General features: G+C 70.7%; 11 protein-coding genes. 4 read left to right on the plus strand and 7 right to left on the minus strand.

Annotated features, from left to right (window positions below; all coding sequences use genetic code 11):
* Positions 1-108 precede the first annotated feature (108 nt).
* Positions 109-777 carry a GNAT family N-acetyltransferase gene (locus tag OG447_RS20745; RefSeq protein WP_266938325.1) on the minus strand — a complete coding sequence of 223 codons (669 nt, stop codon included), beginning with the start codon at positions 775-777 and terminating at the stop codon, positions 109-111.
* A 165-nt stretch (positions 778-942) separates the two neighbouring features.
* On the opposite strand from OG447_RS20745, the gene OG447_RS20750 reads away from it, so the two are divergent.
* Complete coding sequence (locus OG447_RS20750; protein ID WP_323181801.1) at positions 943-1467, plus strand: class I SAM-dependent methyltransferase; 525 nt, start codon at positions 943-945, stop codon at positions 1465-1467.
* Between the two features lie 609 nt (positions 1468-2076).
* On the opposite strand, the gene OG447_RS20755 is transcribed toward OG447_RS20750, so the two are convergent.
* On the minus strand, positions 2077-3093 hold the full coding sequence (locus tag OG447_RS20755; RefSeq protein WP_266938326.1) for a patatin-like phospholipase family protein: 1017 nt from the start codon (positions 3091-3093) through the stop codon (positions 2077-2079).
* A gap of 1002 nt (positions 3094-4095) precedes the next feature.
* On the minus strand, positions 4096-4230 hold the full coding sequence (locus OG447_RS20760) for a hypothetical protein (RefSeq protein WP_266938327.1): 135 nt from the start codon (positions 4228-4230) through the stop codon (positions 4096-4098).
* A gap of 813 nt (positions 4231-5043) precedes the next feature.
* Here OG447_RS20760 and OG447_RS20765 point away from each other — a divergent pair.
* From OG447_RS20765 to OG447_RS32320, 3 genes are all read left to right on the plus strand, one after another.
* Positions 5044-5241: an AlpA family transcriptional regulator gene (locus OG447_RS20765; RefSeq protein WP_266579111.1), complete on the plus strand. Its 198-nt coding sequence runs from the start codon at positions 5044-5046 to the stop codon at positions 5239-5241.
* 497 nt (positions 5242-5738) lie between these two features.
* Complete coding sequence (locus OG447_RS32315; protein WP_323181802.1) at positions 5739-6374, plus strand: hypothetical protein; 636 nt, start codon at positions 5739-5741, stop codon at positions 6372-6374.
* Between the two features lie 17 nt (positions 6375-6391).
* A complete protein-coding gene (locus OG447_RS32320) occupies positions 6392-6622 on the plus strand; it encodes an integrase (RefSeq protein ID WP_323181803.1) in 231 nt (76 codons plus the stop codon).
* Positions 6623-6782: 160 nt separating this feature from the next.
* On the opposite strand, the gene OG447_RS20775 is transcribed toward OG447_RS32320, so the two are convergent.
* From OG447_RS20775 to OG447_RS20790, 4 genes are all read right to left on the minus strand, one after another.
* A complete protein-coding gene (locus OG447_RS20775) occupies positions 6783-8306 on the minus strand; it encodes an aldehyde dehydrogenase family protein (protein WP_266938328.1) in 1524 nt (507 codons plus the stop codon).
* Between the two features lie 54 nt (positions 8307-8360).
* A complete protein-coding gene (locus tag OG447_RS20780; protein WP_266938329.1) occupies positions 8361-9716 on the minus strand; it encodes a GAF domain-containing protein in 1356 nt (451 codons plus the stop codon).
* Between the two features lie 535 nt (positions 9717-10251).
* On the minus strand, positions 10252-11529 hold the full coding sequence (locus OG447_RS20785) for an SWF or SNF family helicase (RefSeq protein ID WP_266938330.1): 1278 nt from the start codon (positions 11527-11529) through the stop codon (positions 10252-10254).
* Positions 11526-14486, minus strand: coding sequence for a DEAD/DEAH box helicase (locus tag OG447_RS20790; RefSeq protein ID WP_266938331.1), 2961 nt, complete (start codon positions 14484-14486; stop codon positions 11526-11528). The genes OG447_RS20785 and OG447_RS20790 overlap by 4 nt, the downstream gene beginning before the upstream one ends.
* Positions 14487-14642: the final 156 nt, after the last annotated feature.

A 14642-nucleotide genomic window follows, 5' to 3' on the forward strand; every position in this document is an offset into this window, starting at 1 on the left:
GGTAGATGGTATCGGCCTTGGTGGTGTGGTAATTCCCTTACTATGTAGTCGAGTTCAGGCCATGTGTGACTATCTGATGAGCGCGGGGTGGAATCCGTGTCCAGACCGTCAGGACGGGTCTGCGGCCTCCCCGGCCACCAATCCGAACAGCGGCAGGCACGGGACCAGCCCCGTGATCGCGGTCCCTTTCGCGAGAGCTGGCCGCCATAGACCCCGGGGGAGGCGAAGCCGCTGCAAGATCACGACCTCCCCGCGCACCACCCGCCGTTCGATTCCGTCCGGGACATATCCGAGCTTGCGGGATACGGCCAAAGACTGCGCGTTGTCGGCGAACGCCCCTGTCGTTGCCTCCTCGGCGCCCAGCCCGGCAAATGCCAGGTGGAGCACGGCAGCCCGCATCTCTGTGCCTATGCCCTGACTCTGATACGACAGCCCGAGCCAAGAAGCTGTGTTGACCTCTCGCACCAGCGCGAAGCGCTTGGCCGCCATGGCCTGCATGCCCACAGGCCGGCCACCGAGGAAGACGGCCAGATTGACGGACCAGTCCTCCGGCCTCCAGTTTCCGAGCCGCAGCCAGTGATGCTGGACCACGGCGCGAGCCCGTTCGGTCTCGGGCAGGTCGGTCCAGCCACTGCTGAACGGCATCTGGGACGGGTCGTGAACGCCGTCGCGTGCGAGATCGGCCAGTGCTGCCAGCTCGTCCGATTGCGGCAGGCGCAGCTCCAGGCGGGGCGTCGTCAGCCGCAGACCGAGCAGTGGCCAGTAGTCGATCAGCACGATCCAGTTTGGTCACGGGAGCATGCGCCCGGCCACTCCGGTTAGACCCAATGGGGTGGAGCCTGTGCGCTCTTCTGCCCTTCGCCGTCCAGGCGGACCTACAGCGGCGCCAGCGCCGGGTATCCGGGTGACGGGCTGCTTCGCTCGACCCTACTCTCGCCGGGTATGACGACCATTGACCCACGGATCGCGGGCTTCTACACGGAGTACGACGAGGCGTCCCGGCTGCATTCCACAGCCACGGGCCGTCTGGAGTTCGAGCGGACCCAGGAGCTGTTACGTCGCTACCTGCCTCCAGCACCAGCTCGGGTGCTGGACGTGGGCGGTGGTCCGGGTACGCATGCCGCTTGGCTCACTGAAGAGGGATACGAGGTGCTCCTCCTGGACCCCGTGCCAAAGCACGTGGAGCAGGCACGTGAGCGCGCGCCGCGATGTGTTGCTCAGCTGGGGGATGCCCGCGACCTGGACGTGGCGGCCGGCACCTTCGACGCGGTGCTGCTGCTGGGCCCGCTGTACCACCTGGCGGAGCGCGCAGACCGGCTCGCGGCGCTGAGGGAGGCCCGCCGGGTCGCAGTACCAGGCGGCGTGGTGGCGGCCGCGGGCATCTCCCGATACTCCCTGGTGCAGGACTACACCGTGAGCGCCGGCCTGTCCCCGGAGCTGCTCGCCGGCGCGAGGTCACGGAGGTAGTCCGTACCGGCTCCTACGACGGCAGTAGGGGCTTCACAGTGGTGCATTTCCACACTGCTGCCGAGCTCGTGCAGGAGGCGGGCGAAGCAGGGCTCAACGGTGTGCGGCTGCACGGAATCGAGGGACCGGGGTGGGCGTACGTAGTGGCGGCCGGCCGTTGTGCCGGCCAGGAAGAGGCGGGAGGGCTAGTCACAGACGCGATCGCGACGGCCCGCCTTGCGGACGAGCACGGCGTCTTTGCCGAGGCTTCGGCACACCTCCTTGTTGTCGGCACAGCATGAGGTACCAGCATCGCTCGGGTGACTCCTCCGCTGGGGACGGTACGAGATAGACGGAGGAGCGCGGGGATCGCTTGGCGGGCGAGCCCTCGCTGCTCTCAGACCATCGCCTGCTACGCATCGATGAGTGGGCGCACGGAGTGGAAGCGGCTCTCGGGAAGTTCGGCTGTCGCCTTCCCGACAACGGCTACTGAATCTTGATTGGGCAGTCGGTGCCCGAGGTCTCACGCGGTGGGTTCAAGTCCCATGGTCTGTCCCCCATCGGCCTGGCCATGCTCGCCGTCCGCTACCGCGTTAAACGCTGACGATCATCCTGCCCCATCGTGGGTCGTCAAACCGCAAGGCGGGCTACGATCTCGTCTAGGTCCGCGTTCTTGCTGCGGATGAGATCGTCCGCCGCTGCTTTGAGCACCCCCAGTCGCTGGCTTGACGGATCGTCCATTGCGCCCGCGACGCGATTGTCGACGACCTGCAGTCGTCGATAGTTCTGTACCGGGACTGCCCGGCTAGCGAGCAGTTCGCCTGCGACTACGCTCGTGGCGGTTTTCACGATGTCGCCGGCCGATCCGATCCACGAGTTGGTGCCTTCGAAGGCCGCACCCGCTGGCGCCATGCCGGTGCCGAGGGAGACGAGGAATACAGACTGGCCGGTCAGATTCTTTTCGCTGGTCAGAATGAGTGATTCTGAGACAGCAACGCCGGACGGGTTGTTTGCCCACACGCCGCCGTCGACGAAAAGGCACCTCCTTCCTGCCCAGTCGGTCTCGAGAGGCGGGAAGTAAGTCGGCGCGGCGGACGTTGCGCGGGCGACGTCGCGTAGCGGCAGATCACAATTCGCGTCGGCGAGTGCGTCGCGGCGGCTGAACACGACTGGCATAGCAACAAGTCCGTCGAAACTAGTGATTGCGAGGTCCATCGCTGCTTGCGAAAGCCTCACATCCCCCAGGACATCGCGGAGGACTCCTTCGAGTCCGTCAGGACGGTGTCGCGCATTCCCGCCGTATGCGGGGTTTCCACCGAACGGACTGCCTATCCGCCGAGCTGCGCCTCCCATGCGCTCGCTGAAAGTGCCTCCGGAGCCTAGGAGGCGGGTCTTCCACGCTGGCTCCTCGGTGCCGCCAAAGATGCGACGACCGTATGTCGGATAGAAGTCGGCCAGACTCTGCGCGCTCAGCCCTGCTGCCAATCCAATGCCGATGATGCCGCCAGTTGACGTTCCGACGACGAGATCGAAGAGCTTCGCGGCGGGCACGGAAGCGCGCCGCTCGATCTCCGCCAGAAGTAATGCCGGAAGATACCCGCGCACGCCACCACCGTCGATGGACAGGACTCGAACCGGTCTAGTCACGTCGAAATCTGATCAGAACGGATCTCGAATTGCAATCCCCGGCTCCGCCTGTGGCGCGCTGATCCCTCTGGCGGGCTACTCCAGATTGGGCTCGGTGGCCGTGCAGTTCAGGTAGCGGTTGGGCGGCGCGGTGACGACCGCGTCCTTCGGTTTCGCCAATCGACCAGGGGTCCGGCCAGATCGGTGACTTTGGCTGGGTCAGCGAGCTCCTACAAGGCTGACTTGAGCTGCTGCTGTATCCAGTGCTGGTAGGCGCCCTCGCGGAAGCCGAACATCATCACGTCGATGGAGCCACCCACAGGCCCTCGAGAACCCCGGTGAAGCGCTTACTCCGACGGCGCGCTGGACCCTGTCGCCACCGGGAAGACCGTCGCTGAGTATGTCGGTCTCCTCGAGCATGCCGAGTTGGCGGTGCAGCCCGGCGCTCGGGCACTTTCCTCGCTCGACACTGAAGGACCTGCCCTGAGTCGAGGTGGTTTCCACGCGCCCGCCGGGGAAACCACCTCGCGCTCGACTGCGGAGCCCTACGTCATGCACCAGCCGGAATCGCAGTTTCCGTCGCCAGGGTCGTCATCGTGTGCTCTCGGGATGGCGCTTCCCAGAGGGATCCCATATCTCGTGAGGTAGACGTCATCGCGGCCCAGTGCGGCGCGACGAGAGTTAATGAACCTCTCCAGCTCTTCCGACTTACTGAAGAGCGCAGGCTCAGTTTGGCGCTGCCTCCGCCATTCGTCGGCGGTGTGAAATGGGCAGAAGAAGCACGAGCTCTCGCTACGTGCCAGCGCCTCGCCGAGCGAGTCACACGCGGTGGCGCCAGCTGCCTTCGCGCGCCGGTGGGTTGTCACGCTGCGGCCATCTGGCACCCACAGGACCTCGTGGCCTGCCGCGACGGCCTGGGCGGCGACGGCCGCGCCCATGGCGCCTGGATGCAAGAGAGTCACGGTCGTCACTGGTTGCCTCCTGGCGGGAGCTGAGCGGGCAAGCGTTCCTGATGAGCAATGATCACCGCACGAAGCTGATCACGCTCTGGCGGTGCGGAGTGAACATCTCCACCGCTGCGCCGGGGCGGGCCTCGGCGTCGCTGAGGTGCTGGGTGCCGGCTGCTGCGGAGAGGGTGTCCGATGCCCTTCTGCTCATTCACTGGGGGGAGCTCCGAGAGGCACCTCCGGGCCGGGATCGCTCACGGCAGACAGGAAAACCCCTGACACGACTGGAGTAGCTCGCAGGGGCATGTCAACGTACAACTTCCCTGATCAGACAGGGTTCCGTGGGATCCGCGTTCCATGCCGCCCCGGCGCTACCCGAGGAGAACACCTGTCCAAGATGCTGGTTCGCTCGCTCCGCTTCACGGCCCCGGTCCTTTTCATCCTCGGCGTCCTGAACGCCGCCACAGCCCAGATGGGGGAGTTCGAGGAGCCCTGGCTACCGCCATCTGTCTCTACGTGTGCGCCGCCGGCCTCTTCGCCGGGGACCAGCTCCAGCGAAGCCGTGAGGTTGCGGGTGCAGTGGCGTGAGCGCTCTATCCGGATCTCTTCGTTGGGGACCGGTTCCAGCGTGAACTGCGCGGCGATCGGTACGTCCTCGCGAACATGGCCGCGCACCCGAAGGCCTCCGCGGTGGGCGTTGCCCGAGGCCTTGAGGTTTCCTCGCGCAGGGTCGAACCAAGCCTGGAGCGCTTTGTAGCCGACGGCTCATGGTGCACGCCGGGCGCGACGCAACGGTCCGCATCTGCAGGCTTTCCTGTGATCCGCAGCCATCGGCGGCGCGCAATATAGCGGGCGATCCCCGGTTTCCGAAACCGGGGATCGTCCGGACCATTGTCTTCGTTCACATGTCGCTGTGCTTGGCGGTGGAGCGATACGAACGCAAAAGTCCATTTGCTGCGCGGAGTGGCAAGCAACGTCTGTCCCACTTGCGCGGCACGTTGTGCATCTATGTGAGGAGAAGGAAATGGCTCGACCGCCTGCCTTGAAGCTTGCGGAGGTTCTGGCGGAGATCCGCATGAGTCCGTCGGCGTTCTACCGTATGCGCGCGCGAGGGCAGGCGCCCCGGATGACCAAACTGCCAAACGGCGAACTCAGGTGCCGTCGTTCCGATCTGGATGCCTGGTGGGATGCTTGCGAGAAGGACTTTGACACTTGGCGCTGAGTTACAACGTTCGCTTCTGGGAAATACGCGAGCGTGCTGGGCGGCGAAAGCCATTTATGGTCCGCTGGACGGTCAGTGGGCTCGAAAAGTCGGAATCGTTCATGACCGTCGGTCTCGCGGACAGTCGACGTTCCAAGCTGATGACCGCGGCCCGGGACGGGGAGCCGTTTGACGAGGAGACGGGTCTTCCGGCATCCGAGTTGCGGTCCCTGAAGCAGGAACGACATGGTACGACCTGGCCCACGAATATATTGATGATCGATGGGCGCGCACGCCGGGCAATACGCGCCGCACCCTCGCTGATGCGTTTGCCACCATCACCCCCGCGTTGGTTCGGCCAGGTGCAACGTATGCGGAGCCGCGTGTCCTGCGACGGGCTCTGCACTCGTGGGCCTTCAACAAGAATGCCTGGGAGCAAGAGCCTGCCGATGACTGGCAGCACGCACTCGACTGGATCAAACGCAATTCCCTCCCCGTCAGCTCCCTGGCGGAGGCGGATGTATTGCGGCGCGCTGGACGCATTGTGTCGCAAGCTCGACGGCAAGCAGGCTTCGGCGAAGACCGCGCGGCGTAAGCGGGCAGCGTTCAACGAGGCCTTGAACACGGCGGTGGAGAAAGGGTACTTCGCTGACAACCCGCTGAACGGGATCAGGTGGAACCCGCCGACTGTCAACGACGAGGTGGACCCGGCCGCCGTGCCCAACCCCCTCCAGGTGGCACGGCTGCTGGCCGCAGTTGGGCAGCAGCGCGGGCGCGGCCCGCACCTCGAGGCGTTCTTCGGTTGCATGTACTACGCCGCGATGCGGCCGGCAGAGGTGATTCACCTCCGCATCGAGCAATGCCATCTGCCCCAGACGGGATGGGGGCTGCTCAACCTGTCCGGCGGTGTCGTCGCCGCGGGCAAAGACTGGACGGACGACGGCGAGGTGTATGAAGTGCACTCGCTCAAGCGCCGTGCCGCTACGGCGACGCGCCCTGTGCCCATCCCGCCCCAGTTCGTGAGCATGCTTCGCGCGCACATCGACCGTTTCGGCGTTGCCCCGGACGGGCGTCTGTTCCGGAATCAGGCGGGCAACTACGTAGAGGCAGGGGGTACGGCATCACGTGGTCGAGGGCAAGGAAGTACGTCCTGACCCGGACGGAACTCGCCATGGGTCTGGCCAAGCGGCCCTACGACCTCCGGCATGCCGGGATCTCGTTCCGGCTGCACTCCGGGGTTGACCCCGCCGAGTGTGCACGGCGGGCCGGGCACACCATCCATGTCCTGTTCAAGCACTACGCCAAATTCCTGGACGGTGTGCAGGAGCAGGCCAACCGTCTCATCGAGCAATCGATGGAGGAGTGGAACCGCGTCAGCCGGGGCGCGGGACCTGCGAGGTGAGACCGGTTTGGTCCGTGACTGGTCCGGAAGCGCTGGTCAGGAGCGGGATAGGGGTGGGAGGAACTGGGAGGAATAGAGTAAATCGCTTCTCGCTTCGAGCGAGTCGAGCCGAAGGCGCCTGACGGGTAAAAGCCCAGGTCAGGCGCCTTTTCTCGTGCCTCTAGAAGAAGCCGAGACGCTTCGGCGAGTACGAGACCAGGAGATTCTTCGTCTGCTGGTAGTGCTCCAGCATCATCTTGTGGGTCTCGCGGCCGATGCCCGACTGCTTGTAGCCGCCGAAGGCGGCGTGTGCCGGGTAGGCGTGGTAGCAGTTCGTCCAGACGCGGCCCGCCTGGATCGCGCGGCCCGCGCGGTATGCCGTGTTGATGTCGCGGGTCCAGACGCCGGCGCCCAGGCCGTACGCCGTGTCGTTCGCGATGCGGACCGCGTCCTCGAAGTCCTCGAACGAGGTCACGGACACCACCGGACCGAAGATCTCCTCCTGGAAGATCCGCATGCGGTTGTCACCCTCGAAGATGGTGGGCTGGACGTAGAAGCCGCCCGCCAGTTCGCCGTCCAGCTCCTGGCGGCGGCCGCCGGTGAGGACCTTCGCTCCCTCCCGCTGGGCGATCTCCACGTACGACAGGACCTTGCGCAGCTGCTCCTCGGAGGCCTGGGCGCCGATCATCGTGTCCGTGTCCAGCGGATGCCCCGGCACGATCAGTTCGGTGCGCGCCACCGCCGCGTCGAGGAAGTCGCCGTAGCGGCCCCGCTCGATCAGTGCCCGCGAGGGGCTCGTGCACACCTCGCCCTGGTTGAGGGCGAACATGGTGAAGCCTTCCAGGGCCTTGTCGCGCAGGTCGTCGTCGGTCGACCAGATGTCGTCGAAGAACAGGTTCGGGCTCTTGCCGCCGAGTTCCAGGGTGACCGGCTTCAGGTGCTCGGCCGCGTACTGCATGATCAGGCGGCCTGTGGCGGTCTCCCCGGTGAAGGCGATCTTCGCCACGCGCGGGCTGGAGGCCAGCGGCTTGCCGGCCTCCTCCCCGAATCCGTTGACGATGTTCACCACGCCCGGCGGCAGCAGGTCAGCCACCAGGCTCAGCCAGTAGTGCACCGAGGCCGGGGTCTGCTCGGCCGGCTTCAGGACGACCGTGTTCCCGGCCGCCAGCGCGGGGGCGAGCTTCCACACCGCCATCAGGATCGGGAAGTTCCACGGGATGATCTGGCCGACCACGCCCAGCGGTTCGTGGAAGTGGTAGGCGACGGTGTCGTCGTCGATCTGGCTGAGCGCCCCCTCCTGGGCGCGCAGCGCGCCCGCGAAGTAGCGGAACTGGTCGATGGCCAGCGGCAGGTCGGCCGCCAGGGTCTCCCGTACCGGCTTGCCGTTCTCCCAGGTCTCCGCGACCGCGAGGGCCTCCAGGTTCTGCTCCATCCGGTCCGCGATGCGCAGCAGGATGCCCGACCGCTCGGCGACGGAGGTCCTGCCCCACGCGGGGGCGGCGGCGTGGGCCGCGTCAAGGGCCCGCTCGACGTCCTCGGCGCTGCCGCGCGCGACCTCGGTGAAGGTCTGGCCGTTGACCGGGGAGGGGTTGTCGAAGTACTGGCCGCGGGCGGGCTCGACGTACTCACCGCCGATGAAGTGGTCGTAGCGGGACGCGTACGACATGAGCGCCCCCTCGGTACCGGGCGCAGCGTAACGGGCCATGGTGTCCTCCCCTTGCCGGGCGCCGGCCACTGCCGGACGGCGCTCGGCAGGAGGTTAGGAGCGGACAGGTTGCGGATACGTTGCAAGCGGCCTCGGGCCACCCGGCCGCTCCGCCGAGTCGTCGCGGTAGGTGCCCAGTTCGCGGTCCAGGGCGTGTACGCGGGCCAGCGCGGCCGAGCGGCCCTCCGGCGGCAGCGCGGCCGCCAGGGCGCCCCACGCCTCCGGGTCGTCCGCGCCCCACGGGCTGCACACCCAGTCGGTCAGCAGCCCGGCGTCCGCCCGGGCGATCACGGCCGCCCGTGCCTGGTCCTCGATCCGGCGGCGCAGCCGGACGATGCCGGGGGCGGTGGAGGCGGGCAGCAGCGGGCCCGGGTAGCGGGCGAGGGCCGCGGAGACGGCGCCCGAGGCCAGTTGCCGGGTCAGGACGGTGAAGTCCGCCTCCAGCGGACCGGCCGTACGGTACGGGCGCGAGAGCGGAGCCCCGGGTCCCAACAGCCCGCGCAGCCGCGATACTTCGGCGCGCAGGGTGACCGGTGAGACCGACTCGTCCTCGTACAGGTCGATCGCGAGCTCCTCGCCCGACAATCCCTGCGGATGGTGCGCGAGCAGCGCCATGATCTCGCTGTGCCGCCGGCCCAGCCGGGTCACCCGGCCACCGCCGATCAGCAGCGCCTCGTCCTGGCCGAGGGCCGCGAGCGTGTCCCGCGGCGCCGTCGGGGACGCCGGCTGCGGTATCGGCGGGGCAGGGGCCGGGTCGAGCAGGGCCAGCTGGGCCTCCGCCGCCCGGGCCACCGCCTGGACGAAGGCGAGGGAGTGCGGGTGGGCGAGGCCGTCGCCGCCGGTGATGTCCACCGCGCCCAGCAGCCGCCCCGTCCGGGGGTCGCGCACCGGGGCCGCCGCACAGGTCCACGGGTGCACCCGGCGGCTGAAGTGCTCGGCTCCGAAGACCTGCACGGGTTCGCCGACCGCGACCGCCGTGCCGGGCGCGTTGGTGCCCATCGCCGTCTCCGCCCAGTGCGCCCCCGGCACGAAGCCGAGCCGCTCCGCCCGCCGCAGCGTGCCCGGTTCGCCCTCCACCCAGAGCAGGCTGCCCCGCGCGTCGCACACCGCCAGCAGGTGCGCGCCCTGCGCGGCGAAGGCCCCGACGAGGTCCCGGAACAGCGGCATCACCCGGGCCAGCGGGTGCTCCTCCCGGTAGCCCCGCAGCTCCGCCTCCGTCAGCTCCACCCGAGGGGCGCACTCCGGGCTGACCCTGGCCCGGGCGCACCGCCGCCAGGACCTCGCGATGACCGCCCGGACGGGGGCCTCGACGCGCCCGTCCCGGGTGAACACGGCGTGGGCCCGCCGCAGTTCGCGCGTGCGCGCGGCGGGATCCGCGCCGCCCGGCAGCGCCACCGCAGGATCGTCCATGTCACCCTCCCGTGGTGCCGCGCTACCCAGAGCGACGCCCCCCATCGTCGTCCCGGTCCGGGGCTCCGACAAGCGGTACGTCGGCCAGCACCGTGGCCGGTACGTCGGCCAGCACTGTGGCCGGTACGTCGGCCGGCACTGTGGCCGGTACGTCGGCCGGCACTGTGGCCGGTACGTCGGCCGGCACTGTGGCCGGTACGTCGGCCGGCACTGTGGCCGGTACGCCGACTGGTACCCGGTTGGTATGCCGACGGGGCCCGACGGGCACGCCGACCGGTGCCGACGCTGCCGCGGGCTGTGCCGATCGGTGTCCCCGCCTGGTACGAGGCTGCGGGCCGTGCCGACTGGTGTCCCGGGCCGGAACGGGTCCGTGGGCTACGCGGGTTGGTCCGCCCCGGCCGGAGGCCTGCCGCGGGCTGTGTCGACTGGGGCCCCCGGCCGGAGCGCTGCCTCGGGCTGTGCCGACAGGTGTCCCAGGCCGGAACGAGGCCGCGGGCCGAGCCGACCGGCGTCCTGGCCGCAACGTGGCCTCGGGCTACGCCGGATCCAGCGGCTCCGCCGGGTCCAGCGCCGTCAGGGCCGACGCAGGGTCCGGGGCCGACGGGCCCGCCGGGATCCACCGGCCCGCCTCGCGGCGGTACGGCCACCAGCGTCCCTCCCGGCCGAGCCGGAGCTGGCGGTCGGAGCCCGCCTCAGTCCAGCGGGCGCGGACCCGGCGGAGCTCCGGCGCTGCCCCGTCCGCCCAGGCCCCGGCGAGCGCCGCCCGGGCGCGGGCCAGTGTCGCCCGGTCCGGCGTCCAGTCGTCCTCCAGCGCCGCGAGGGCCCCGGTCCCGCCGAAGCCCCAGGCCAGTACGGCCAGTTCCATCTCGGCCCGGTTCCTTCCGGTAGCCGCCGCCAGGCGGGAGCGGACCCGGAAGTCGTCGGCCTCGGCCGTGAGCCGTACGGCGTCCTCGGCAGCACTCGGCGGGGCCGGAAGGGCGCGATCGGCGTGGCCCGGAGCCAGGGCCTGCGCCAGCAGCCGGTACGCCTCGGACGCGGCCGCCTGCGCCAGGAACTCCACCGCGTCCACGTCCAGTTCCGGCTCGGCCTCGGTGTCCAGCGTCGGCGGCTGGCCGGGCGCGTCCGGCAGCGCGGGCAGCGCGGGCAGCGTCGGCCGCGTCGACGGCGCGTCCCACGCCGCGTACACATCCGCCGCCGCGACCCCCGCCGGCACGGCCTCCTGCGGAGCGGACGCCTCCGCCGTACTGCGCTCCTCCAGCTCGTCCACCAGCTCCCGCTCGCCCCGCCCGCGCAGGAGCAGCAGCACGAAGGCGTCCTGGTCCAGCAGCCGCGCCACCTGGTAGCAGAGCGCGGCCGTGTGCGGGCAGTGGTCCCACTCGCCGCAGTCGCAGCGCGGGTCGAGGTCGCCGATGCCCGGCAGCAGCTCCACCCCGGCTGCCGCCGCGTCCTCGGCCAGCTCCGGCGGCACCTCCCGGTCCAGCAGCGCCGCGATGTACCCGGACTCCGCGGCCGCCAGCCCCAGCAGCCGGTCCCACTGGGCCTCCGTGAACTCCTGCACCAGCACGTCCGTACGGTGCGCCGTGCCGTCCCGGTCGCGCACCACCGCGGTGAGCCCGCCCGGGCGCACCGACACCGCGCCCACGGCGCCCGCGCGCGCGTACCGGCGGCCCTGCCTGACCTGCTCCCCGTCGAGCGCGCTGTCCTCCAGCGCACGCAGCCAGGCGTGGCCCCACCAGGTGGCCGCGAAACCGCGTCCGGGGGCGGGCGGGAGCGCCGGGAAGGTCTTCTCCTGCCGGCGGTCGCGGTTGCTCATCCGTCACTCCCCACGGTCCGGCGCAGCGCCACGAGCTCCGCCAGCTCGGCATCGGTCAGTTCGGTCAACGCGCCCTCGCCGCCCGCCAGGATGGCGTCGGCGAGCGCCCGTTTGCGCTCCAGGAGCCGGGCGATGCGCTCCTCCACCGTGCCCTCGGCGATCAGGCGGTGGACCTGGACGGGCTGGGTCTGCCCGATGCGGTAGGCCCGGTCGGTGGCCTGCTCCTCGACGGCGGGGTTCCACCAGCGGTCGTAGTGGACGACGTGGCCGGCACGGGTGAGGTTGAGCCCCGTGCCCGCGGCCTTCAAGGAGAGCAGGAAGACGGGCACCCGGCCGGACTGGAAGCCCTCCACGAGCTCCTCGCGGCGCGGGACCGGGGTCCCGCCGTGCAGCAGCTGGGAGGGGATCCCGCGTGCGGCGAGGTGCTTCTCCAGGATCCTGGCCATCGCCACGTACTGGGTGAAGACGAGGACGGAGCCGCCCTCGGCGAGGATCGTGTCGAGCAGTTCGTCCAGCAGTTCCAGCTTGCCGGAGCGGGGGCCGGCGGCCGTGTCCCGCGCACCGGACTCCTTCAGGAACTGCGCGGGATGGTTGCAGATCTGCTTGAGGGAGGTCAGCAGCTTGACCACCAGGCCGCGCCGCTCCATCCCGTCCGCCTCCGAGATCGCGGCGAGGGTCTCGCGTACGACGGCCTCGTACAGCCCGGCCTGTTCACGGCTCAGCGTGACGGTGTGGTCGGTCTCGGTCTTGGGCGGCAGCTCGGGCGCGATGCCCGGGTCGGACTTCTTGCGGCGGAGCAGGAACGGCCGGACGAGCGCCGCCAGCCGGGCCGCGGCCTGCGGGTCGCGGCCGCTCTCGACGGGTTCGGCGTAACGGGTGCGGAAGGTGCCGAGACGGCCGAGCAGCCCGGGCGTGGTCCAGTCGAGGACGGCCCAGAGCTCGGAGAGGTTGTTCTCGACGGGCGTGCCGGTGAGGGCCACGCGCGCCGCGGCGGGGATGGTGCGCAGGGCCTTCGCGGTGGAGGAGTGCGGGTTCTTGACGTGCTGGGCCTCGTCGGCGACGACCATGCCCCAGGGGGTGGCGGCGAGCGCGGACGCGTCCAGGCGCATCGTGCCGTACGTGGTGAGGACGAAGCCGTCGGTGAGGCCCGCGAGGCTGCGGCCGGCGCTGTGGAACCGGCGTACGGGGGTACCGGGCGCGAACTTCTCGATCTCCTGCTGCCAGTTGCCGAGCAGCGAGGCGGGGCACACCACCAGGGTGGGTCCGGCGGTGGCGGGGTCCTGGGCGCGGTGGAGGTGGAGCGCGATGAGCGTGACGGTCTTGCCGAGGCCCATGTCGTCGGCGAGGCAGGCGCCGAGGCCGAGCGAGGTCATCCGAGCCAGCCAGCGCATGCCGTGCAGCTGGTATGCGCGCAGGTCGGCCCGGAGCCCGGGTGGGGCGGCGGGGCCGTCGGCCTGCTCGGGACCGGCGGCGAGCTGCGCCCGCAGCCGCTCCAGCGGACCGGTGGCCTCCACGGCGACCCGCTTGCCGTCGATCTCCGCCGACCCGGTGAGTACGGCGGCCAGCGCGTCCACGGCCGGGACCTCGCGGTCCTGCCGCGCGCGGGCCCGGCGGACCTCGGCCGGGTCGATCAGCACCCACTGGTCGCGCAGCCGCACCAGGGGGCGGTTGGCCTCGGCGAGGTGGTCCAGTTCGGCGCGGGTGAGGTCGTCCTGGCCGCCGAGCGCGTGGCGCCAGCTGAAGGAGAGCAGGGCGCCGGGGGCGAGGAGGCCGGAGGGGCCGGAGTCGGGGGAGCGGGGATCGGGTGAGCGGGAGTCGGGGGAGCGGGAGTCGGGTGAGCGCACGACGGCGCGGGCACTGAGGGTACGGGCGAACTCGCGCGGCCAGTGCACCTGTACCCCGTCGGCGGCCAGGGTGGCGGCGGCCTCCCCGAGCAGCTCCGTGACCTCTTCGTCGGCGAGCTCGACGGAGTCGGGGACCGCCGCGCCGAGCAGCGGGGCCAGCGGCGGCCAGAGCCGGGCGGCGCGGCGCAGGGCCCGGAGGGCGTCCATCCGGGCCCGGGGCCCGAAGGCGGCCGCCGCGGCTCCGGAACCTGCCCAGACGTCCACGGCGTCGGCGACCGGGCCCGCGTCGGCGGGGCTGTGCATCTGGAGGACGGCTCGGAAGGCGGGGGAGGCTTCGGGGGCGCGGTCGAGCTCGATCCGCAGGGAGATCCGTACGCCGGCGTCGTGTCCGGCGGCCACCTCCTCGGCCCAGTCGCGCAGTTCGGGGTGCAGCCGGGGCGGGCGCGCGGCATACGCGGGCCCGCCCGCGGCGGCGGGCGCGGCGGGGGAACGGGGCAGGACGTCGGCGACGGCGTCGAGGAAGGCGCGCAGCAGCGGCTCGGGGGCGGGCAGCCGGGGCGGGCCGGGCTGGTCCAGGGGCACGCAGTGGGCCGCGGGCGGCATCGCGGCCGCCAGGTCCCGGACCTCGGCCAGGTCGGCGGCGTCGAGCGGTCCGATCCGCCAGGCGTCGTGGCCGGCGGGGCTCAGGCCGGGCAGGAGCTGCCCGCGGGCCGCGAAGCGCAGGGCCAGGAGCGCGGCGGCGCCCCAGAAGGCGGCGGAACGGTCCGCTCCTTTTCCTGTTCCCGTTCCTGTTCCCGTTCCTGTTCCTGTTTCCGCCTCCGTATCCGCCTCCGTATCCGCTCCTTCAGTGTCGGCGGCGTGGGCCCGGGCGCGGGTGAGCAGCGGCAGGGCCTCGTCGACCGCGAGCACGAGCGCGGTCGTGGTGGCCCGGCGCAGGTCGGGGGTGACGACGGTGATCTCTTCGACGGTGCCGGGGGCGGCGCCGGGGCCGGTCAGGATGTCGGAGCCGGTGAGGGTGCCGGTCGGCCAGAAGGCGATCCGGCCGCCCCGGGCGGGGTCGGCGGGAAGGAAGACGGTGGAGCAGCGGACGAGGCCGGAGATCTCGGGCAGCACGTATTCCTCAAATTTGACCACTGGGTACGGGCGGCCGAGAGTAACCCACGGCGACCGTCCGACGGCCGGAGCCGGGCCGTGAAACCAGTCACTTCGCAGGCCGTCCGTGAGCTCGGGAACGCGCGGATGCGGCGGCGCGTTGAGGAAGGTAGTAGT

This window comes from Streptomyces sp. NBC_01408 (assembly GCF_026340255.1).
GTDB lineage: Bacteria > Actinomycetota > Actinomycetes > Streptomycetales > Streptomycetaceae > Streptomyces.

Coding starts and splice junctions, on each gene's coding strand:
- OG447_RS20765 (WP_266579111.1), top strand. CDS start 5,044: ATGGCTCGACCGCCTGCCTTGAAGCTTGCGGAGGTTCTGGCGGAGATC.
- OG447_RS32320 (WP_323181803.1), top strand. CDS start 6,392: ATGGGTCTGGCCAAGCGGCCCTACGACCTCCGGCATGCCGGGATCTCG.
- OG447_RS20785 (WP_266938330.1), bottom strand. CDS start 11,529: ATGAGCAACCGCGACCGCCGGCAGGAGAAGACCTTCCCGGCGCTCCCG.
- OG447_RS20750 (WP_323181801.1), top strand. CDS start 943: ATGACGACCATTGACCCACGGATCGCGGGCTTCTACACGGAGTACGAC.
- OG447_RS32315 (WP_323181802.1), top strand. CDS start 5,739: ATGTATTGCGGCGCGCTGGACGCATTGTGTCGCAAGCTCGACGGCAAG.
- OG447_RS20760 (WP_266938327.1), bottom strand. CDS start 4,230: ATGAGCAGAAGGGCATCGGACACCCTCTCCGCAGCAGCCGGCACCCAG.
- OG447_RS20775 (WP_266938328.1), bottom strand. CDS start 8,306: ATGGCCCGTTACGCTGCGCCCGGTACCGAGGGGGCGCTCATGTCGTAC.
- OG447_RS20780 (WP_266938329.1), bottom strand. CDS start 9,716: ATGGACGATCCTGCGGTGGCGCTGCCGGGCGGCGCGGATCCCGCCGCG.